The sequence below is a fragment of the Flagellimonas crocea genome, assembly GCF_033441595.1.
Taxonomy (GTDB): Bacteria; Bacteroidota; Bacteroidia; order Flavobacteriales; family Flavobacteriaceae; genus Flagellimonas; species Flagellimonas crocea.
The window spans coordinates 309,256-331,710 of the sequence record NZ_JAUZVX010000002.1 but is presented as its reverse complement, the minus strand read 5'-3'; the positions used below and the strand labels follow the sequence as shown (position 1 = coordinate 331,710).

Sequence of the window (22,455 nt, the reverse complement as noted above, 5' to 3'; positions counted from 1 at the left end):
GCGGGGAAAAACCTCGCTTTTTTTTATTGGATGTATTCGTTTAGGATACCGATCAAGGTATTGGCATCTTGCTCTCCGCTTTGGCGCCAGACCATTTCACCTTTTTTATAGATCATTAAAGTGGGCAGCCCTTTGATACGGAGGGCCTGGGAAAGTTCCTTGTTTTTGTCCACATCGATTTTTATCACCTTCCCCTTATCTCCAAGAGCAGCTGCAACATCGCTCAAAACAGGGTGCATGCTGGTGGACTGTTCGTTCCATTCCGCATAAAAGTCTAATAAAACAGGGACCTGTAAATCTATAAGTTCTCCGAATTTGGACATGTATTCTAAGGTTTACAGTCAAAAATAAGAAAAAAGTTGAATGTTTTACAGCCTTTCAACGCTTTGGACATTGTCGCACACCAAATTGTGATGGCGCCATCATAATTCCATTACTCATTAAGTTCAAAATCGTCTTGGAAAACTACTTTTCCCTTCTCATCGTTAAGTTCAACAAAATCAATGGACCCCGTTCCCTCAAATACATAGGAAAGACCTACAATATTGCCTAGGTCTTCCTGGTAATTTTCAGAATAGGCTTCCTCCCCATTCAACAAAAGGGTGGCCTTCTTTCCCTCGACCTTTATCTCCAAATCATTCCATTCATAAAGGTCGGTTCCCAATTTGGACAAGTTGTTGTCCTTCCCTGACTTGTAGATTTCACCCAATTTATAGCTGGCACCCGTTTCACAGCCGTTGCGGACAAGCTTAGCCGAAAATACATGCTCGGTGGTAATCAATAAAACATTTACCCACGGACAGTTGGATTCCAACGCCTTGTCCACTTTGATTTTTGTTTTGAATCCAAAGTTATTGGAAGAGACCCCATAGTCATCGCTATGCGAAATGCGGGACATAAAGTAGCGGGAAGTATCCAAACCTCGTTTTTTCAGCAGTTCAATAGGCAGATGCAATCTACCATCCGCAACAAATGTCTCGCCCTTAAAATCGATGAATCTGTCGTCGGCTTCAGAGTAATAAACATGGGGCTCCCAGCCATCGCTTAAAATATGGACCGCTTGGGTGGCGACCACCTCATCATTGGCAATCAATTTGGCTCGGTGGAAACCACTTTCATAATAGGTTGAAGCATACACGTCCTTTTTAGGATCGATTTTTTCCTTGCGCCAGGCATTCCAAGATTGTTGGATAAAAAAGCTGTCGGCTTCCACATGGCTCAGGTCATACTCGAAAATAAACGTATTCGGAACGCCTTTGGCAACCGTTTTGTCCGCACTAAAGCTCACGGGGCCCTCAATTTTTACGTTTGATGCCCCACTTTCTCCAAAAGAAAACACAATCACCGTCAAAATAATCGCCACTACCGATGCTCCCAAATAAAAGGGCCATCTGCTTCTCTTTGCTCCTTCCTCTTCTTCAACCTTGGCTTTTTGATGCTGAATCTTAAAATCCTGCCAGTTTTTATAACCGATCACTTCCACTAGGGCGTTCAAGGTGGCAATTTGGGGCTGTGTTTTATAAGTGCCCTTCCACACCCGTTTTAAAGTTGACAAACTGATATAGTACCCGGTATGCTCCTCAATATAGGAGGAAAGCTGTTCCAAATCCTTCTGGGTATATCCACGTCCATTGCCGAAGGAAAATTTCTCTTCGAGCAATTTTATGCACAATTCGATATGGTAATTATCAGGGCTTTTCATAGCATACTCGAAGATATTAATATTCGCCCAAAATTGTTCGGTTTTCGGTAAATGACCGAATTTTGAACTCGATTTGGTCGGCTTTTGCTTGCTCATCAAGCCTTGTTCTGCGGTAGTTTTGGGTTTCAATCAAAAAACAAACACAATGAAATCCTTAAAAACATGTTTATTATCCATTTTCTTATTGACCATTTCTTTTTCCGTTCTAGGGCAAACCACCAAAAATCTTGATGATCCTAAAAATTGGGAGGTCCACAATAGGGAGGTCGATTTTGACAATGGCGTCATTCATTTGAACGGTAAACCCGGGGACGGCGTTTTATGGCTGAAAGGTTCCGATTTTCAGAACGGGACCATTGAACTCGACATTAAAGGAAAGAACAAGCCCGGAGCAAGTTTCGTTGGAGTGGCCTTTAACGGGAAGGACAATTCCATTTTTGATGCCGTTTACTTCAGGCCCTTCAACTTTCAGAATCAAAATAGACGAGAGCACATGGTACAGTATATCGCCATGCCGCATCTGGAGTGGAAAACCTTGCGAGAAAACCACCCAGGAAAATATGAGACCCATATCGACCCCGCTCCTGCCCCAGATGACTGGTTCCATGTAAAACTGGAAATCCATTATCCCAAGGTGGAGGTTTATGTCAATGGTTCAACCACTCCCACTTTTACGGTGGAAGAACAAATCAATGTCAGTGGCCACGGAAAAATTGGTCTTTGGGTAGGCGAAGGCAGCGAAGGCTGGTTCAAAAACATTTCCATAAAGGAGGACACAATGGTTGACTACACCCATATTTTGATGGATGTTGCGCATGATCAGGTATTTTGGAACGACCCCAAATCCATGGAATTGGAGAATGAAAAAATCGGTCGGGTCTATATGATGACAGAGGAACTCTACAAAACAGCAAGAGCCATCAACGCCACCGTGGATTATGCGAAAACCGAAATAGATTCAAAAATGTTGTCGGATACCGACATCCTGTACATCCACATTCCCAAAAAACAGTACACCGAAAAAGAGGTCAAGGCCATCCACAAGTTTATTGATGCGGGCGGAAGCTTATTTATCATTATGGACAGTGAGTATTGGTCATCGTTGAGCGACACAAATGTTAACGACCTCATCGCGCCCTACGGAATCCAATATGGAGATGCCATACCCGATAAACTACCGGGCGGCCATACCATAAAAGGGGAAATACACGATGAGCCATTAAAAATATCCTATCATGAAGCCAGAAAAGTAATCGGTGGAACTCCTTTTGTTTATGGAGATGAGTTGGGTAAGGCATATCCTGCTGCTGCCTACGTAAAGACCAAAAAAGGAGGGAAACTAGTGGTCATGGGCGAAGCCATGGTTTCACTTTATATGACCAGTTGGGAAGGCGTGGACGATTATCAATGCCAAGAATTTATGCAAGATGTGTTCAACTGGCTTAAATAGTGCCCAATAATACCTTTTTGATCATCATACACCTTTATTCCAAAAGCAGTTAATTTACAATTTTTATGATTTTAAGTCGCTGAAATTCAGTATATTTAATAAAAGACTTAAAAATTGGATATGGGAATCAAAAATTATATAGAACCAAAAGTAAAGGAAATACCAAAAGAAATACCGCTAAAAGTGAGTGATTATATGACTCGGGACTTAATCACCTTCAGGCCAGACCAATCTATAGAGGAGGTCATCGAAGCTTTGATACGGCATAAAATTTCTGGAGGCCCGATCGTTAACGAAAACAACGAGCTGATAGGCATCATTTCAGAAGGGGATTGTATAAAGCACATCAGTGACAGTAGGTATTACAATTTGCCCATGGAACACAGCAAAGTAGAACTTCGAATGATTAAAAATGTAGAGACCATTGATGGCAATATGAACATCTTTGATGCGGCAAAAATGTTCCTCGAAGTCAGAAGACGCCGTTTCCCTATTTTGGAAGACGGAAAACTTGTTGGTCAAATATCCCAAAAAGACATTCTAAAAGCTACGATGGGAATAAAGGGCCAAAACTGGAAATGATTGTAAACCGTCAAAGACATCCTGTAAACTTGAAAATCAGGTTTACGCCGCCATCCCCTTTTTCTTCAAGGTAATCACCGAAATCTCGGGCCAAATTCCAAAACGGCCCGGGTATCCAATAAATCCGAAACCTCGGTTCACGTTGATGAACTGTCCCAATTCTTTATAAATGCCCGCCCAATATTTGTAACGCCATTTAACGGGGCTCCACTTTACCCAACCAGGAATTTCTACCCCGAACTGCATGCCGTGGGTGTGTCCGCTCAAGGTCAAATGGAAATGGTAGTCGTCGTGGATCACCACATCTTCCCAATGTGAAGGATCATGGCTCAATAATATTTTAAAATCTTCGGGAGAAACACCTTCCTTGGCCTTTTGGAGGTCACCCGCCTTCTTAAATCCACCGCGACCCCAGTTCTCCACTCCTACCAGTGCAATCTTATCCCCATTCTTTTCCAAAAACCGATTGGAGTTCAAGAGCAGATCAAAACCCATGTCCTTTTGCATAGTCTTGAGATATTCCAAATTCTCTTCCTTGTCTTCCTCCGTATCCCAAACGGCGTAATCCCCATAATCATGGTTGCCCAAAATGGAGTATACGCCGTCCTTGGCATCCAGACGGGAGAAAACCTCTTTCCATGGTTCCAGCTCATCGGACTTTAGGTTCACGATATCACCTGTAAAAAAAATGACGTCGCTCTTCTGTTCATTTACAAGATTTACCCCATATTCAACTTTCTGGTAATCGTCAAAACTACCGCTGTGCACATCAGAAATCTGGGTAATCTGATAATTGTGGAAAGCATCGGGCAAGTCATCAAATTCCAGCTCATACTTCAACACCTGATAGTTGTATTTTCCACGGTACATTCCATACAACAACGCTCCAAAAGGCAAGGCCGCCAAACCGAGCGCAATGCCACTTATAAATTTTCTGCGTGATGGAAAATACCCTGCATCAGGATTGGAAACACCTACAATTTTATTGTAACCGAAGCCCAACAGCCTTACAATATCCTCCAACAACAGGAAGAACCCCAACACCAGGGCCAATAAAAAGAATGCAGCGAAAATGGTGCCTGCAATGGCAGCAGTTCCTTTAAATCCATCCCCCTCGTCATAGGTCATAACCTTGATGGTCAAAAAAATCAAGGCACCCAAAAACAGTACAATGTAGGCCCAATGCATCAACGGACTCTTGAAAAGCGTACGGAATGCTTGAAAACCGTAGACGGCCAACACCAAGTAAAGAATTGCCAAAATGATAAATCGGGACATACAATTTTTTTACAAAATTAGAGCTAATCTGCTTTTTAGCAGTGCTTTTTACTATTATTTAACGGCTCGAACAATCGAGGTCAGTGTTTCCAAATTCGAAACGGCCACCTCATCTTCCACTAAATGTTTGGCGGAGTTCATACTGATTTTCCCATCCAGCGCAATCGGATTTCCGAAGGACGTACCCGAACAATGTATGGCACGGAGGCCAATGTCTTTAAATTTTGATGCGTTCCCTGGTGATACTCCCCCTCCTGCCATGATGGTCATGGGTGTTTTTTGTTGCCAAAACTCCAAATTTTTGATTCCTTTTTCTGCGGATGGTTCGCCGCCAGAAGTTAAAATGGTCTGAATCCCTATCACTTCAAGCTGTTGGATGGCTTCCAAAGGTTCGGCCACCCAATCAAACGCACGATGAAAGGTAAAATGCATCGGCTTGGCCAATTCCACCAAAGTTTTTGTTCGTTCAACATCCAACGAAAAATCATCCATCAAAATCCCCGAAACAATACCATGCACTCCTAGGGCCTTACATGCCAAGATATCGGCCTTCATCACTTCAAATTCAGCATCGGAATACGTAAAATGTCCGCCCCTCGGACGAATTAGAACATGAACGGGAATGGACAACTCCCTTTTCACCAATTGAATCAATCCTGCGGATGGGGCAATACCGCCAACACCAAGCTCCGAACAAAGTTCAATTCGATTCGCTCCTGCCCTTTCGGCATTCCTTGCCGATTCCAAGGAATTGGCACACACTTCTACGATCATATTGTATCTTTATAACCCTTAAAATTAAACATACCAACCCATGGAACGACGCAAATTCATCAAAAATTCCAGTCTGTCCGCTGCTGGACTGGTTTCCGCCTCCACATTGGTCGCCTGTAAAACGGACACAAAGCCCGAAGTCGCCCCAGCTTCCACCATTCCTGCACAAACCGCCGTAAAACCGATTGTGGTCTGCACCTGGAACTTTTTTAACGCCACAGAAAAGGCCTGGGAAGTCTTAAAATCGGGTGGCAACGCCCTTGATGCCGTGGAACAGGGCGTTAGGGTAGAAGAAGCTGACGAAACCAATGAGACCGTTGGCAAAGGCGGCCGTCCCGATCGTGATGGCAACGTGACTTTGGATGCCTGCATAATGGACAAAGATGGCAATTGCGGTTCCGTGGTCTGCATGCAGAACATTGTGCATCCCGTTTCCGTGGCCCGAAAGGTAATGGAAGAAACACCACACATCATTTTAGCAGGTAAGGGTGCCGAAAAATTTGCCTACGAACAAGGTTTTAAAAAAGAAGACCTGTTTACCGAAAGTACACGAAAACAATACGAAGAGTGGCTGAAAACCTCCAAATACGAGACCACCATCAACATAGAAAACCACGATACCATTGGTATGCTCGCCATTGACGACAACGGGGACATTGCTGGAGCATGCACCACTAGCGGCATGGCCTACAAAGTGGCTGGGCGTGTTGGGGACTCCCCCATTATTGGCGCGGGACTTTTCATTGATAACGAAGTGGGCGGTGCCACGGCCACAGGAGTTGGTGAGGAAGTGATACGTACCGTGGGCAGTTTTTTGATCGTGGAACTCATGCGTCAAGGAAAAAGTCCGCAAGAAGCCTGTGAGGAAGGTGTAAAACGCATCATGAAGAAAAACGAGGGCCGAAAAGATTTCCAAATCGGGTTCTTGGCCATCAACAAAAATGGGGAAACTGGCGGTTACTGTGTGCACCCTGGGTTTACGTATCGGGAGTATTCCGAGAACGGGCACGAAAACAGAGAAGTGACCAGTTTTTATGAATAGGCATAAGACCGCTGCGATGTTAGATGAAAGAATCAAGACCGCTTTGCTTCTGGAATCAAGATGTCTTGAATCTTGACTCCAGTATCTTGTATCTTTTAAAACTGCATTCTCAAATCTAATATCTCAATTCTCACATCTTTTAATCGCAATTCGTACTTTTAATCCCCCACTTTATTTTGGGCACTGCTAATTGTTTATTGAACATTATTAACCGAATAAAATGTCCGACCAAAAAAGACTTTTCCTACTAGACGCCTACGCGCTTATTTTTCGCGGCTACTACGCCCTCATCAAAAACCCAAGAATCAATTCCAAGGGAATGGACACCTCTGCCATTATGGGATTTATGAATTCCCTTTTTGATGTGATCAAACGCGAACAGCCCGACCATTTAGCGGTTGCTTTTGATAAAGGAGGCAGCGTGGAACGTGTGGAAATGTTCGAGGATTATAAAGCAAACCGTGATGAAACGCCCGATGCCATTCGTATCGCCGTGCCCTACATCCAACAAATTTTGGAGGCCATGAAAATTCCCGTGGTGGAATTGGAGGGTTACGAAGCGGATGACCTTATCGGTACCTTGGCCAAACAGGCCGAAAAGGAAAATTACAAGGTGTTTATGGTCACGCCCGACAAGGATTTTGGTCAGTTGGTGAGTGAAAACATTTTTATGTACCGCCCCGCCCGAATGGGCAACGGTATCGAAATTTGGGGCATCCCTGAAGTGCAGAAACGTTTCGGTGTTAAGCGTCCCGAACAGGTAATCGATTATTTGGGAATGATGGGAGATGCCAGTGACAATATTCCAGGACTCCCAGGTGTAGGCGACAAGACGGCCAAAAAATTTATTGAACAGTTCGATTCTATGGAAGGTTTGTTGGCCAATACCGACAAGCTCAAGGGCAAGATGAAGGAGAAGGTGGAAGAGAATGCCGAGTTGGGACGATTGTCCAGAAAATTGGCAGAGATCAAAACGGATTGTGATGTACAATTCCATGCGGAGGATTACGAAATGTGTCCGCCCGATGCCGAAAAAGTCCAAGAGATTTTTGAAGAGCTTGAATTCCGTAGACTGAAAGACCAATTCATCAAAATATTTACGGGCGAGGCGGAAGCCAGCACCCAAGTGACCAATACCAAAACGGCCAAAGAAGAAGCCAAAGTGGCGGGAAGCGGTCAGTTTACCCTATTTGGCAGTGACCCTTCCGAAGCGGCGGCCACCATCAAAGATGTGAACAGCCGAATGACGATCGGCGATGTGCCCCATTTTTATCAGAATGTGCAAGATGGTCTGGGCATGGAACTCTTTATGGACATGCTGATGAAACAACCTTCGGTATGTTTTGATACGGAGACCACGTCCCTCAATCCGTTGGAAGCCGAATTGGTCGGGATTGCCTTTAGTTGGTCGCCAGGCAAAGGGTTTTATGTGCCCTTCCCAGACAATGAGAAAGATGCAAGACCTTTGATTGAAAAACTGCGGCCATTTTTTGAATCCGAAGCCATTGAAAAAGTAGGACAAAACCTCAAGTACGATATCAAAGTGATGAAAAACTACGGCGTAGAGGTCAAGGGCAAACTGTTCGATACCATGCTGGCCCACTACCTCATCAACCCCGATATGCGCCATAACATGGATGTATTGGCTGAAACGTACCTCAACTATACCCCAATTTCCATAACAGAGCTCATTGGCAAAAAAGGCAAAAATCAGCTTAATATGCGGGACGTTCCTTTGGAAAAGCAAACGGAATATGCGGTGGAAGATGCCGATGTCACCTTTCAATTGGGGCTAAAATTTACGCCAGAGCTCAAAGATGCACACACGGATAAGCTGTTCTCTGAAATTGAAATCCCGTTGCTTCGCGTGTTGGCGGATATGGAATTGGAAGGCATCAATCTGGACAAGGATTATCTGGGCGGACTTTCGGAACAGTTGGACAAGGACATCAAGGAACTGGAGCAAAGTATTTATAAGGAAGCGGGCGAGGAATTCAACATTGCCTCTCCCAAACAATTGGGGGACATTCTATTTGATAAGCTCAAGTTGGTGGACAAACCCAAAAAGACCAAAACGGGCCAGTTTTCCACTTCGGAAGATGTGCTCTCCTATTTGGCCAAGGACCACAAGATCATCCAAAACGTGTTGGACTACCGTGGATTGGCCAAGCTAAAAAGTACCTACGTGGATGCCCTGCCGAACGAGGTTCAGGAAAAAACAGGCCGCGTACATACCGATTATATGCAAACCGTTGCCGCTACGGGCCGTTTGAGCAGCAACAACCCGAACCTTCAGAACATACCCATCCGAACCGAACGTGGCAGACAGGTGCGGAAGGCCTTTATCCCACGGGATGAAAACTATGTTCTCCTGGCTGCGGATTACTCGCAGATAGAGTTACGTATTATTGCCGCCTTGAGCGAAGAGGACACCATGATCTCCGCTTTTAAAAATGGAGAGGATATTCACGCTTCCACTGCATCCAGGGTTTTTAACGTACCGATTGACGAAGTGACCCGCGAACAGCGTAGCAATGCCAAAACGGTAAACTTCGGGATCATTTATGGGGTGTCTGCTTTTGGATTGAGCAACCAAACGGATTTGAGCCGTTCGGAGGCGAAGGAACTTATTGACACCTATTACAAGACCTACCCTAAGTTGCGCAATTACATGAGCGAACTTGTGGATTTTGCCCGTGATAATGGCTACGTGCAAACAGTGTTGGGCCGTCGCAGGTATTTAAAGGACATTAATGCGGGGAACCAAGTGGTTCGCGGGGCTGCGGAACGAAACGCGGTGAATGCTCCCATTCAGGGGAGTGCTGCGGACATCATTAAAATTGCGATGATCAACATCCATAAAAAGCTTTCCGAAGGTAAATACAAGACCAAAATGTTGTTGCAAGTGCATGATGAATTGGTGTTCGATTGCTACAAACCCGAACTCGAGGAAATGAAAAAGCTCATCAAGTCCGAAATGGAAAATGCCTACAAGCTATCCGTTCCTTTGGATGTGGAAGTGGGTATTGGTGAGAATTGGTTGGAGGCGCATTAACATTTTTTCAAAGTAACTATCTAAACTTAATCAGTTAGATGACAAACATTTTTCTAAAAGCTAAGCATTGGCAGTTATTCTTGCTTATGATTGGCGTTCCTTTACTTTCTCAGGTCCATATGTACTTGAAAATCTGGCCGATCAATTCATCCTCAACTTCAGAAATTGTAACAGACGAAAGGGGTTTTACACAAGTTTTGGATGAAAAATTTATTCAATTTGACTGGTACCCCATTTTTTTGTTGTCATTTTCATTACTGTTTTTTGGTTGGCTATGGTCATTAGCCATTGGTTTACAAAAATGGGCCCCAACAGGTATATCTATGAAAACCAATAGATTCAAAATATTTTTCTTTATCCCATTAATCTATATTTTGTTAATCTTCACCTCTTGGACTGGGATTATTTCAGGTAATGGAAGCATCTTCAAGTTGAATTTTGGCGGTATGATTTCAATTATAATACCTCTGCACTTGATTTCAATGTTTGGTATTTTCCATAGTATCTATTTTGCTGCAAAAACCATTAAAACTGTGGATTTAAAAAGAAAGGTTGGTTTTGGTGATTTTGCAGGTGAGTTTTTTCTAATATGGTTTTACATTTTTGGTATCTGGATTATTCAACCAAAGGTGAATAAACTTAGCCGAGACTAAACATAATTTTATCGTAATTCAATCAAACGATTAAAAGTATTAATGCAACCCTCCAAACACATCCTCCCCATCATCGTGTTGTCGCAGTTTTGCTGTACTTCGCTTTGGTTTGCGGGCAATGGGGTTATGCGCGATTTGGTGGCCACCTTCGGATTGAACGAAAGTGCGATAGGCCACCTGACTTCTGCGGTCCAGTTTGGTTTTATCGTCGGCACCTTGGTTTTTACCATTTTATCCATTGCCGATAGGTTTTCCCCATCCAAGGTATTTTTTTCCTGTGCTGTTTTGGGAGCACTTTTCAATTTGGGGGTGGTTTGGGAAGGTAACAGCTTAGGGAGTCTCCTCTCCTTTCGGTTTTTTACGGGCTTTTTCCTCGCGGGCATTTATCCCGTAGGTATGAAAATAGCGGCAGACTATTTTGAAAAAGGTCTCGGAAAATCACTGGGATATTTGGTTGGTGCGCTCGTGGTAGGCACTGCATTTCCACATTTGTTAAAAGAAATGACCGACACTTTTTCTTGGAAAGCCGTTATAGTTTCAACCTCGTTCCTATCCCTATTGGGCGGAACTTTAATGGTCACGCTTGTTCCCAACGGGCCATACCGTAAACAAAGTCAACAATTACAATTGTCCGCTTTTTTAAACGTATTTCAGAACAAAAGCTTCCGCTCGGCAGCTTTCGGGTATTTTGGGCATATGTGGGAACTCTACGCGTTCTGGGCCTTCGTTCCCATCATGTTGCAGACCTACGCCCTGTTGCACCCACAAACGACGTTCTACATTCCACTGCTGTCCTTTCTGATTATAGGAATTGGAGGACTGGCCTGTGTTTTAGGCGGGTATCTCGCCCAATCAATCGGGGCCAAAAAAGTGGCATTTATGGCACTCCTACTTTCGTGTATCTGTTGTTTGGTTTCTCCTTTGCTGTTTGGTCAAGAATCCGACGTCCTTTTTGTGGCTTTTCTCATTTTTTGGGGGATGGTGGTCATTGCAGATTCACCGTTGTTTTCCACCCTTGTGGCACAAAATGCATCCACGGAAATAAAAGGAACGGCGCTCACCATTGTAAACTGCGTAGGTTTTGCCATTACCATTTTCAGTATTCAATTGCTAAATGAAATGCGAACATGGACAAGTTCCAATTCGGTGTACATGATTTTGGCGTTGGGACCGCTTCTTGGTCTGATGGCGCTGGCCTTTAAAGGCAAACCATCTATCAGCAGATGATCAATCCCGCTGTGATCAAATAAATCCCTATCTTGAAATGTCATTTTTGAAACAAAAGACCATATCATATCAAACTAAACTGGACTAAGATGAAAATTATCAAACTAACCACGCTTTTGGTCGCATTGGCCATAGCAAGCTGCGGCAATCCAAATCCCGAAACCACTGCCAATGCAGAAACCCCCGAATCAACAGAGGAGCAACGGGAGTTTTATCAACTTAAAATCTACTCCTTCAGTTCCGAAGAGCAGGTCAACGCTACCGATGCCTATCTCAAAAATGCGTTCATACCTGCGGTAAAAAAACAGGGCATCGACAAGGTCGGGGTGTTCAAATCAAGAGTCACGGAAACCGATACGGTGCAAAAAACCTATGTTTTATTGCCCTTTGAAAGTTTGGATGACTTTGAGGCGTTGGAAAATAAAATTCTTGAGGACAGCACCTACCTAGCTGCTGGCAGTGCCTACATCGATGCGAATTACGATAATCCGCCCTATACTCACATAGAATCCATCCTAATGCAGGCCTTCACGGACATGCCGCAGATGGAAACTCCCGATCTGGACGGTCCACGCGCCGAACGGATTTACGAACTGCGAAGCTACGAGTCGCCCACGGAACAATACTATCGCAACAAAGTGGATATGTTCAACGCTGGTGGGGAAGTCAAACTTTTTGACCGATTGGGTTTCAACGCTGTGTTCTATGGGGAAGTACTTTCAGGACCCAAAATGCCCAATTTAATGTATATGACCACCCATCCCGATATGGTCACCAGAGATAAAAATTGGGAGGCTTTTGTCGACTCTCCTGAGTGGAAAGAACTCATTGCCATGTCCAAATATGAAAACAATGTGTCCCATGCGGATATCTGGTTGTTGTACCCCACCGAATATTCGGATTATTAGGAATAAGACTCCATTGCAACCTAGATGATGGAACTTATCTATTTTACGAGTAAAACCTGTGGTGTCTGCAAGGTGCTGAAACCAAAACTATTGAAAGCCGTTCAGGAAAATTTTCCCGAGGTCAACATTCGCTTGGTGGATGTGGAAGAAGAAACGGAATTTACTGGACAGTCCATGGTATTTACGCTGCCTGTGGTCATCATCAAGGCGGGCAGCAAGGAAATGCATCGGTTTGCCCGTAGTTTTTCAGTATACGAAGTACTGAATAAGCTGAATCAACTCACTAAAAATCAATATAGTTAGCATTTAATTTGAAACATAGCGCACCCTTGTAAATTTTCAATCAACGGATCGAACAATTTTATACCTTCATTCAAAAATTCATTATATATAAAATGATTCATCCAGATACAGAACTACGCTTTATCAGCAACGAAATTGGGTACGGCGTGGTCGCTACAAAGTTTATTCCCGCGGGAACCGTTACATGGGTATTGGACCAATTGGACCGAGAATTCACTCCCTTGGAATTGCAACAGATGGCACCGATCTATCAAAATATATTGGACACCTATACTTTTCGAAACAACAAGGGCAACTACATTTTATGTTGGGACAACGGAAGGTACGTAAACCATAGTTTCAATTCCAACTGCCTTACCACGGCCTACGATTTTGAAATTGCCATCAGGGACATTCAACCAGGGGAACAATTGACCGATGATTATGGTTACCTGAACATTCCTTTGCCATTTCGGGCGGCCGACGAAGGAACCCGCCGAAAGATTGTGTACCCCGACGACCTATTGAAATACTACAAGGTCTGGGACAACAAGATCAAAAAGGTCTTTGGGAACATTACCAAACAGCAACAGCCTTTACGCGGACTGCTTCCAGAGGAACTTTGGGACAAAATCGAAAATATTGTTGCGGGTCGGGAAGAAATGGACTCGATACTCAATAACTTTTACTACGGTGTGCCGATAGAAATTTCGGAACGGACCGTTTAAAAATAAAAAAGGCACCCGAACGGTGCCTTTTTCATTCCTTTTCATAGCTTAATCAATCAATTGCCAAAACTATTGGCCAATCTTGGTTTTTGACTTTTACTCCCAATAAACAAATCCGTAAGCGGTTTAAAGTGTCGCTTCCACTGATAAGGAGCAAAGTCAAACCACAATTTAACTTCGGGAGCATTGCCCTTTTCCACCCTAAATCCGTTCTCGATCCGAAAATCCAGACGCTCGAACGAATTGGCGGTTTCCTCTACCCCATCGTGGTAAATAAACTGGTTGCCCCATCCCGCCATGTAAAAGCGAAATGCAGTGTATTTACCTTCGGGCAGGGAAAGTACGCTCTTGGAGCGTATAAAGTTGCCAGATGCAATCCCTTTTAAAGTTACTGGGTTCTGACCAGGAAAATCTATAATAAAGTGCTCATTACCCTGCTCATCGATGGCAGAAAATTTGGTAATGTTCAAGTTCATTTCTGAGACATTGTAGGCCGTAGCCGCCTCGTTGGACAGGATCAACTCCTCACCTTTTTCCGCTCTACTGTACCAATTGGCCATAGTAACTGGAGCGTAAGATGTTGTTGACCATATCATTGGATAAAAATTTGTCTTCTTCATAGCAATAGTATATCTAAAGTTATACAGGTACAAAGTTGGGGTAGTTTTCCTACCCAGACGTCCAATAGATTGTCCAGTTTATATGCTTGATTAACCCAAAATTGTCTTTTTAAGATTTTTTTAGGTTAAAATGACACAAACGGTAAGTTTTATATCTTTAGAACTTGAACCTATGCACATGAAAAAACTCCTTTTGGGCCTTTTGACCCTACTGGCCATCCAAACCCAACTACGGTCCCAGAGTACCGATGATCTATTGATCAACACAACAAACCGTAAAACCACCCTCCTCAACGGCTCTTGGCATTACATTGTGGATCCCTACGAAAACGGCTATTACAACTACCGATATGAGCCGTTTGACCAACAGGAACGCCCTTCGGCCAATGCCTATTTTACCAACACCAAGCCGCAAAGTCCATCCGACTTGATCGAATATAATTTTGATGAATCCGACACGCTGCAAGTTCCAGGTGATTGGAATACGCAAAAAGAGAAACTCTACTATTACGAGGGCACTCTTTGGTACAAGAAATCCTTTGATTACACTAAATCAGATGAAAACAATAGGGTTTTCCTATATGTGGGAGCGGCAAATTATAAGACCGAAGCCTATTTGAACGGTAAAAAGTTGGGCACGCACATCGGTGGATTCACTCCATTTAATTTTGAGGTGACAAATCTGTTGAAAGAAAAGGACAACTTCGTGATTTTTAAAGTGGATAATAAAAGGTCTAAAGAGGGCGTACCTACATTGAACACCGATTGGTGGAACTACGGAGGCATCACAAGGGACGTAAAACTGGTCGAAACACCATCCACCTATATTCTTGATTATTTTGTGCATTTGGATCCCTCGGACAACAAAACCATTAAAGGGGAAATCAATTTAAAAGGCGAAAACGACCTTTCTCAAGAAGTGACCGTGGACATAGCTGAATTGGGCATCCAAAAGAAATTCAAAACCGATGCTTCGGGCAAAGGTAGTTTTGAAATCAAGTCGAGGAAAATTGAATACTGGTCTACCCAAAATCCCAAGCTATACGAGGTTTCCTTTTCTACGGATGAAGAACGACTCACGGATCATATCGGATTCCGAACCATCTCCACACAAAATGATGACATTCTATTGAACGGCCAGCGCCTATTGCTGAAAGGCATTAGTTTGCACGAAGAAAGCCCCATAACCAAAGGAAGGGCTAATTCCAGAGCGGATGCCGAGAAAGTTTTGGGCTGGATCAAGGAACTGGGCGGGAACTACGTCCGTTTATCTCACTATCCCCATAATGAGCATATTGTTAGGCTGGCGGACGAAATGGGCATATTGGTCTGGGAGGAAAATCCCGTATATTGGACCATTCAGTGGAACAATCCAGACACCTATGCCAATGCCGAGAACCAACTTCGGGAAATGATCCAACGGGATAAAAACCGTGCCTCAGTAATTATTTGGTCCATGGCAAATGAAACTCCCGTAAGCGCAGCACGGACCAAATTTCTATCCAACCTCATCCAAACAGCAAGGAAAATGGACCCTACCCGATTGATCAGCGCCGCATTGGAGCAAAGCAGCGACCCCGATAATTCCAACATCAAACATATTGATGATCCTATGGCCGAGTTGGTGGATGTGCTCAGTTTTAACCAATATATTGGCTGGTATGGCGGCACACCCGATCTTGCCCGAAAAATACAATGGGAGATTACACAGAACAAACCTGTGATCATTTCGGAGTTCGGGGCGGGTGCCAAGCAAGGGCTTCATGGGGATAAAAATGCCCGTTGGACGGAGGAGTACCAAGAATATCTGTATGTGGAAACCTTGGCCATGTTGCAAAAAATAAAACAACTGAGCGGCATATCGCCGTGGATTTTGGTAGATTTCAGGTCACCAAGAAGACCCTTGCCCAATATTCAGGACGATTATAACCGAAAAGGATTGATCTCTGAAGATAGCAAAAAGAAAAAGGCATTTTGGGTACTCCAGAAATTCTACGAGGATTGGGAATAGATCAGGTTTTAAATGGCCCGAAAGAATTATCTTTCCTTTTGCTTAGGACAGAATCGTGAAAATAAACTACATTTTTTTACTGTTGGCGTTGGTCGCGGAAATTATCGGGACCATCGGGGGCTTTGGCTCTTCGGTATTCTTTGTACCGATCGGCAATTTTTATTTTGATTTCTACTCCGTACTGGGAATGACGGCCATTTTTCATTTGTTCAGCAACATCAGCAAGATTTTCCTGTTCAAAAAAGGATTGGACAAAAAATTATTGCTTTACATCGGGGTTCCGTCCGTGCTCTTTGTCATTATCGGTGGATTTCTATCCAAAATAGCCAATAGTGCAGTCCTTGAAATCGTATTGGGTGTTTTTCTTGTCGTTTTCAGTCTGCTGTTCCTTATCAAAAGTGAGATTGTCGTCCTTCCCAACAAAAAGAATTCCATTATTGGAGGGTCACTATCGGGTTTTTCGGCAGGACTTCTGGGAACGGGCGGGGCCATTCGCGGACTTACCATGGCCGCCTTTAATTTGGAAAAAAGCGCTTTTATCGCTACTTCGGCCTTCATCGATTTTATGATCGATTTCTCACGGACCTTTGTTTACTATGGCAATGGGTATATTGGCAAACAAGAGTTGATGTACCTTCCCTTTTTATTCGCCATTGGCTTGGTCGGCACCTACTTGGGAAAAAGAATTTTAAAGTATATCCCTCAAGAAAAATTTCGTAGGCTCAGTTTGATCTTTATTTTGTTGATAGGCTTGGCGACCATCACCAAATTGATGTTCGATTATTGGGGCTGATCTTCGCCGTAGTTCTCCCCGATTCTGTCCAAAACCTTTAAAAAGATTTCAAATTCCGATGCATCCACATCTTTCACGGCAAGCTTTCGTAAAGCTAAGGCACTGGGCAAGGTAATGTCGAGGATTTCTTGTCCTTTTGGAGTAAGCTCCAACTTAAACCGTTTTTGATCGCCATCAAAACGAGTCTTGGAAATCCAGCCTTTACGCTCCAGACCTGCAATAACACGTGAGGTCGTGGCCCTGTTCCGAAAGTTTTCGTTTACGATGTCCCGTTGACTGGCATCTTCGCCCAATTGATGAATTTGATAAAGAATCACCCATTGCTCTATGGTCGTGTCCACCCCGAGTTCATCAAAAGTGCGCAAATACGCCTTTTGAATCTTTCGGAGCACCAAATCCAAATGGAACCCCATCCCCTGTATTTCATCTATACGACTGAGCATGCATTAAAGAATAGCCACAAAAATAGGAATTCCAATTTTCACAAGTGCCATTGACAAAGAGCATCAAAAATTTTAACTCAAAATTGAGTAGGTAAAATCGTTTTCGTGTCGCAAAATTATTATTTTTGTTGTTGATGCAACAAAATAGAACTGAACAATAAAAAAATAGAGCCCATGGAAACATCTACAATCCCAAAAAAAGCAAACACATCCGAAGATTTTATGCCCATTAATGGTACCGACTATATTGAACTGTACGTTGGCAACTCCAAACAGGCCGCCCACTTTTACAAGACCGCTTTCGGATTCCAATCCTATGCGCAAGCAGGTTTGGAAACTGGCCTGCGCGACCGAGAAAGTTATGTCGTGGTACAGGACAAAATCCGATTGGTGTTGACCTCTCCCCTTAAAAGTGGAACCGAAATCGGCAAGCACATCGATAAGCACGGGGATGGCGTAAAAGTCGTGGCCCTTTGGGTAGATGATGCTACCATAGCCTATAACAATGCCATGGAACGAGGTGCCAAATCATACATGGAGCCAAAAGTTGAAGAGGACAAGAATGGAAAAGTGGTACGCGCAGGAATCCATACCTACGGGGAGACCGTCCATATTTTTGTGGAACGCAAGGATTACAACGGAACATTCCTTCCTGGCTATAAAAAATGGGAAACTCCTGACTATAACCCAGAGCCTACTGGCTTAAAATTTGTTGACCACATGGTCGGCAACGTGGGGTGGAACAAAATGAACCATTGGGTAAAGTTTTATGAAGACGTGTTGGGATTCAAAAATATTCTTTCGTTTGATGACAAGGATATTTCTACCGAATACACCGCTTTGATGAGCAAAGTGATGAGCAACGGAAACGGACGCATCAAGTTTCCGATCAATGAGCCAGCCGAAGGACAGAAAAAATCACAAGTAGAGGAATATTTGGATTTTTATGAAGACGAAGGCGTTCAGCACATTGCCGTTGCCACGGACGACATTATCCAGACCGTTCGTGACCTTAGAAGTCGTGGTGTGGAATTCCTACGGGTTCCAGCTACTTACTACGATGCCGTTACCGACCGTGTTGGTGAAATTGACGAGGATATTGCCCCATTGAAAGAATTGGGCATTTTGGTGGACCGCGATGACGAAGGGTATTTATTGCAAATTTTTACCAAACCCGTAGAACCGAGACCAACGATGTTCTTCGAAATTATCCAAAGAAAAGGTGCACAGTCGTTTGGAAAAGGTAACTTTAAAGCACTGTTCGAAGCCATAGAGCGTGAGCAAGAGCTTCGTGGCACATTGCATTAATCATAGTTAAGAGTGATGAGTTATGGGTTATTGAATTTCAGACTCATAACTCATAACTTTAAACTCAAAACTGATAAAAAATGCCTATCTATCATAAACTTGGGAAAATTCCGCAAAAAAGGCATACCCAATTCGAAAAACCGAACGGCGGACTCTATTACGAGCAGCTTTTTGGGACTATCGGGTTCAATGGAATGTCTTCGCTTTCCTATCATGTTCACCGACCTACGCAGGTCAAGGAAATTGGGAAGGCCTTGGACGTGAGTCCGAAAATTGCCGTGGAAAAGAACATTACCAGTCGTAAGTTCATCGGTTTTGATGTGGCTCCAAAGGATGATTTTTTGGAATCGCGCGAACCTCTTTTGGTGAACAACGATGTTCATGTAGGCTTGGCGGCACCCAGAAAATCCGTTACGGACTATTTCTACAAAAATGCCGATGCCGACGAAATGCTCTTTATTCACAAAGGTTCGGGAACTTTAAAAACCTTTTTAGGGAATATTCCGTTTGAATATGGGGATTACCTCATCATTCCACGAGGGATGATCTATCAAATCGAATTTGATACGGAGGACAACCGCATTTTGTATGCCGAGTCCTTCCACCCCATCTATACCCCAAAGCGCTATCGAAACTGGTTCGGACAATTGTTGGAACACTCACCTTTCTGCGAGCGGGATTATAAATTGCCACAAGACCTTCAAACTTTTGATGAAAAAGGAGAGTTTTTGATGAAAATCAAAAAGCAGGGCATGTTGCACCAATTGGTCTATGCCTCACATCCTTTTGATGTAGTCGGTTGGGACGGTTACAATTATCCTTACGGATTTTCCATTCATAATTTTGAGCCCATAACGGGACGCATACATCAACCGCCACCAGTGCACCAAACATTTGAGACAGGTGCTTTTGTGGTGTGTTCCTTCTGCCCAAGACTTTATGATTATCACCCAAAATCCATTCCAGCACCCTACAATCACTCCAATATAGATTCGGATGAGGTATTGTACTACGTGGATGGTGATTTTATGAGCCGCACAGGCATTGGACCAGGGTATATTTCATTGCACCCTGCGGGTATTCCACACGGACCACATCCTGGCACCTATGAAGCAAGTATTGGCAAAAAAGGTACGGAAGAATTGGCCGTGATGATCGATACCTTTAAACCATTGCAGGTTACGGAGAACGCACTCAAAATTGATGATGGCAAGTATTATAAATCGTGGTTGGAGTAAAATTGATTGTTTTACAAGTCATTTCGAAATGAGCGAAGCGATTGAGAAATCTAAAGTTCAGATTTCTCACATTCGTTCGAAATGACAAAAAATAGGTTCCTGCGGAGGCGGGAATGACACAAACAACATGCAATGATCATAGAAATACCTGAAAACTCAGATTTTTCGATTCACAATATTCCCTTTGGGATTTTTTCCACTAAAGACAGAAGCCCGCGAGTGGGTGTTGCCATAGGTGAACATATTTTGGATTTGGCCGCTGTGGCCGAGTTGGATGTGTTCGATTTTAACACGGCACTACTGGAAAAGGATACCTTGAATGATTTTATTTCCCTCGGGAAGGAAATCACAACGCGGGTCCGCAAAAAGATTCAGTATTGGTTAAAGGATGACGAGTCCGTTTTGGCGGGCAAGTCCGAACTTTTCGTAAAACAGTCGGAGGCACAAATGCACATGCCCGTCACAGTGGGAGACTACACTGATTTTTATTCCAGTTTGGAGCACGCCACCAATGTGGGCAAAATGTTCCGCGACCCCGAAAATGCCCTATTGCCCAATTGGAAACATATTCCCGTGGCGTATCACGGTAGGGCAAGTTCCATTGTTGTGAGCGGACAGCCCATCCATCGGCCCAAAGGACAAACGATGCCCAAGGGTGCGGACTCCCCAGTTTTTGGGCCCACCAAACGTTTGGATTTTGAACTTGAGATGGGTTTTATCTGTGGAAGAGAAACTCAATTGGGCGAATCCATTTCCACCAAGAATGCCGAGGATTATATCTTCGGGCTGGTATTGTTCAACGATTGGTCCGCCAGAGATATTCAGAAATGGGAATATGTTCCACTCGGGCCATTTTTGGCCAAGAATTTTGCATCTTCCATTTCACCGTGGGTGGTTACGTTGGAAGCTTTGGAACCATTCAGAACAAATGGCCCCAAACAAGATCCTGAAGTCCTCCCCTATCTAAAATATGAAGGCAAAAGGAACTATGACATCAACCTAGAAGTCGGTATCCAACCAGAAAAAGGTGAAGAAACCACAGTTTGCTTTAGCAATTTTAAACATATGTACTGGAACATGGCCCAACAATTGGCGCATCATACGGTAAACGGTTGCAACATCAATATTGGGGATATGATGGCTTCTGGAACCATTTCAGGCAAAGAAGAAAACAGTTTTGGCTCCATGCTCGAATTATCATGGGGAGGCACTAAATCCATCCAATTGAAAGATGGCTCCGAACGAAAATTCATAGAAGATGGCGATACGGTAACGATGAGCGGTTACGCACAAAATGGCGATATTAGAGTCGGATTTGGCAAAGTGACCACAAAAGTGTTGCCTGCAACATAATTTTGGTAGCTCAGCGAAACCGAAGCTACTTGGCTTTGGATATTATGTGACTTCGGCTTCGCTCGGTCACCCATTTTAAAAACAATATCGATTCCTGCCGAAGCGCAGGAACAACAACACAAAATCAATCTAAATGATAAAAACCTTAGACCCAACCACCATACCTCAACCCGAACTATACACTATCCTTTCCACAGCTGTGGCACCAAGACCGATTTGCTTTGCCAGTACGGTAGATGCCGAAGGGAATGTAAATTTAAGCCCGTACAGTTTTTTCAATGTCTTCAGTTCCAATCCGCCCGTGATGGTATTTTCCCCAACACGAAGCGGCAGGGACAACTCTTTAAAACATACCCATCAAAATGTGGTGGAAGTGCCCGAGGTTGTCATCAATGTGGTGAACCACAAAATGGCGGAACAAATGTCACTTTCCAGTACGGCCTACGACAAAGGCGTGAACGAATTTGTGAAAGCAGGTTTTACCGAAGTACCCAGCGTCAAAGTAAAACCGCCCCGCGTGGGCGAGGCTCCTGTATCCTTCGAGTGTACCGTTTTGGAAGTAGTGGAACTGGCCCAAACCCCAGGAGCAGGAAACTTGATCATTGCCCAGGTGGACATGATTCACATCAACGACGACTACTTGACGGATGATGTCCTAGACACTGAAAAATTGGATTTGGTGGGCCGTATGGGTGGCAACTGGTACATTCGAGCGATTAAAGAATCCCTGTTTGAGATTCCAAAACCCATCCGCACCCACGGCATTGGTGTGGATGCTTTGCCAAAAGGCATTAGAGAAAGCGATATACTCACAGGAAACAATTTAGGGCGATTGGGAAATTTGGAGCAACTGCCTTCCCAAAAAGACATTAAGACCATTGTTGAGGTCGCGGGAATACAAGATAAATCCAAAACCGAACTGCACACCTTGGCCAAACAGCTATTGGAAGATGGGAATACCGAAAAGGCGATGGCTATTTTGCTTTATGGGGAAAGTTTATAGAAGAA

Annotated in this window: 21 protein-coding genes; 15 read left to right on the top strand and 6 right to left on the bottom strand. The window is 43.8% G+C overall.

Going from position 1 to position 22,455, the window contains the following annotated elements:
- Positions 1–23: 23 nt before the first annotated feature.
- Both SD449_RS06725 and SD449_RS06720 read right to left on the bottom strand, forming a co-directional pair.
- Positions 24–323, bottom strand: a complete 300-nt coding sequence (locus SD449_RS06725) for a thioredoxin family protein (RefSeq protein WP_100817192.1) — start codon at positions 321–323, stop codon at positions 24–26.
- A gap of 110 nt (positions 324–433) precedes the next feature.
- Positions 434–1,798, bottom strand: a complete 1,365-nt coding sequence (locus SD449_RS06720) for a hypothetical protein (protein WP_318309488.1) — start codon at positions 1,796–1,798, stop codon at positions 434–436.
- 49 nt (positions 1,799–1,847) lie between these two features.
- On the opposite strand from SD449_RS06720, the gene SD449_RS06715 reads away from it, so the two are divergent.
- Together SD449_RS06715 and SD449_RS06710 are read left to right on the top strand one after the other, a co-directional pair.
- The gene (locus SD449_RS06715; RefSeq protein WP_318309487.1) at positions 1,848–3,152 is read left to right on the top strand and encodes a family 16 glycoside hydrolase; all 1,305 of its coding nucleotides are present in this window, start codon (positions 1,848–1,850) and stop codon (positions 3,150–3,152) included.
- Positions 3,153–3,272: 120 nt separating this feature from the next.
- On the top strand, positions 3,273–3,734 hold the full coding sequence (locus SD449_RS06710; protein WP_318309485.1) for a CBS domain-containing protein: 462 nt from the start codon (positions 3,273–3,275) through the stop codon (positions 3,732–3,734).
- 42 nt (positions 3,735–3,776) lie between these two features.
- Here SD449_RS06710 and SD449_RS06705 read toward each other — a convergent pair whose 3' ends face one another.
- The gene (locus SD449_RS06705; RefSeq protein ID WP_318309484.1) at positions 3,777–5,012 is read right to left on the bottom strand and encodes a metallophosphoesterase; all 1,236 of its coding nucleotides are present in this window, start codon (positions 5,010–5,012) and stop codon (positions 3,777–3,779) included.
- A 54-nt stretch (positions 5,013–5,066) separates the two neighbouring features.
- A complete protein-coding gene (locus SD449_RS06700) occupies positions 5,067–5,786 on the bottom strand; it encodes a copper homeostasis protein CutC (RefSeq protein WP_318309483.1) in 720 nt (239 codons plus the stop codon).
- A gap of 40 nt (positions 5,787–5,826) precedes the next feature.
- On the opposite strand from SD449_RS06700, the gene SD449_RS06695 reads away from it, so the two are divergent.
- The 7 genes from SD449_RS06695 (at position 5,827) to SD449_RS06665 (ending at position 13,681) form a co-directional block, all read left to right on the top strand.
- Complete coding sequence (locus SD449_RS06695; protein WP_318309482.1) at positions 5,827–6,828, top strand: isoaspartyl peptidase/L-asparaginase family protein; 1,002 nt, start codon at positions 5,827–5,829, stop codon at positions 6,826–6,828.
- A 220-nt stretch (positions 6,829–7,048) separates the two neighbouring features.
- Complete coding sequence (gene polA, locus SD449_RS06690) at positions 7,049–9,883, top strand: DNA polymerase I (protein WP_318309481.1); 2,835 nt, start codon at positions 7,049–7,051, stop codon at positions 9,881–9,883.
- 38 nt (positions 9,884–9,921) lie between these two features.
- Positions 9,922–10,536, top strand: coding sequence for a hypothetical protein (locus tag SD449_RS06685; RefSeq protein ID WP_318309479.1), 615 nt, complete (start codon positions 9,922–9,924; stop codon positions 10,534–10,536).
- Between the two features lie 42 nt (positions 10,537–10,578).
- Entirely contained in the window at positions 10,579–11,763 is a 1,185-nt protein-coding gene (locus SD449_RS06680; RefSeq protein ID WP_318309477.1) for an MFS transporter, read from the top strand.
- Positions 11,764–11,852: 89 nt separating this feature from the next.
- Positions 11,853–12,671, top strand: coding sequence for an NIPSNAP family protein (locus SD449_RS06675; RefSeq protein WP_318309475.1), 819 nt, complete (start codon positions 11,853–11,855; stop codon positions 12,669–12,671).
- Between the two features lie 24 nt (positions 12,672–12,695).
- A complete protein-coding gene (locus tag SD449_RS06670; RefSeq protein WP_318309474.1) occupies positions 12,696–12,974 on the top strand; it encodes a thioredoxin family protein in 279 nt (92 codons plus the stop codon).
- A 92-nt stretch (positions 12,975–13,066) separates the two neighbouring features.
- Entirely contained in the window at positions 13,067–13,681 is a 615-nt protein-coding gene (locus tag SD449_RS06665; protein ID WP_318309473.1) for an SET domain-containing protein, read from the top strand.
- A 56-nt stretch (positions 13,682–13,737) separates the two neighbouring features.
- Here SD449_RS06665 and SD449_RS06660 read toward each other — a convergent pair whose 3' ends face one another.
- The gene (locus SD449_RS06660; RefSeq protein WP_318309472.1) at positions 13,738–14,301 is read right to left on the bottom strand and encodes a hypothetical protein; all 564 of its coding nucleotides are present in this window, start codon (positions 14,299–14,301) and stop codon (positions 13,738–13,740) included.
- A gap of 178 nt (positions 14,302–14,479) precedes the next feature.
- On the opposite strand from SD449_RS06660, the gene SD449_RS06655 reads away from it, so the two are divergent.
- Both SD449_RS06655 and SD449_RS06650 read left to right on the top strand, forming a co-directional pair.
- Positions 14,480–16,312, top strand: coding sequence for a glycoside hydrolase family 2 TIM barrel-domain containing protein (locus tag SD449_RS06655; protein WP_318309471.1), 1,833 nt, complete (start codon positions 14,480–14,482; stop codon positions 16,310–16,312).
- 55 nt (positions 16,313–16,367) lie between these two features.
- Positions 16,368–17,105, top strand: a complete 738-nt coding sequence (locus SD449_RS06650) for a sulfite exporter TauE/SafE family protein (protein ID WP_404828023.1) — start codon at positions 16,368–16,370, stop codon at positions 17,103–17,105.
- Here SD449_RS06650 and SD449_RS06645 read toward each other — a convergent pair.
- Entirely contained in the window at positions 17,093–17,548 is a 456-nt protein-coding gene (locus SD449_RS06645; protein WP_318309469.1) for a MarR family winged helix-turn-helix transcriptional regulator, read from the bottom strand. The genes SD449_RS06650 and SD449_RS06645 overlap by 13 nt on opposite strands.
- Positions 17,549–17,722: 174 nt before the next feature.
- Between SD449_RS06645 and hppD the strand changes: the two genes are divergently transcribed.
- The 4 genes from hppD (at position 17,723) to SD449_RS06625 (ending at position 22,450) form a co-directional block, all read left to right on the top strand.
- Positions 17,723–18,856, top strand: coding sequence for a 4-hydroxyphenylpyruvate dioxygenase (gene hppD, locus SD449_RS06640; RefSeq protein ID WP_207034709.1), 1,134 nt, complete (start codon positions 17,723–17,725; stop codon positions 18,854–18,856).
- Between the two features lie 80 nt (positions 18,857–18,936).
- Positions 18,937–20,094: a homogentisate 1,2-dioxygenase gene (locus SD449_RS06635; RefSeq protein WP_318309467.1), complete on the top strand. Its 1,158-nt coding sequence runs from the start codon at positions 18,937–18,939 to the stop codon at positions 20,092–20,094.
- A gap of 132 nt (positions 20,095–20,226) precedes the next feature.
- Positions 20,227–21,447 (top strand): fumarylacetoacetase, encoded by a 1,221-nt coding sequence (fahA, locus tag SD449_RS06630; protein ID WP_318309466.1) that lies wholly within the window; start codon positions 20,227–20,229, stop codon positions 21,445–21,447.
- 133 nt (positions 21,448–21,580) lie between these two features.
- Complete coding sequence (locus tag SD449_RS06625; protein ID WP_318309464.1) at positions 21,581–22,450, top strand: flavin reductase family protein; 870 nt, start codon at positions 21,581–21,583, stop codon at positions 22,448–22,450.
- Positions 22,451–22,455 lie beyond the last annotated feature (5 nt).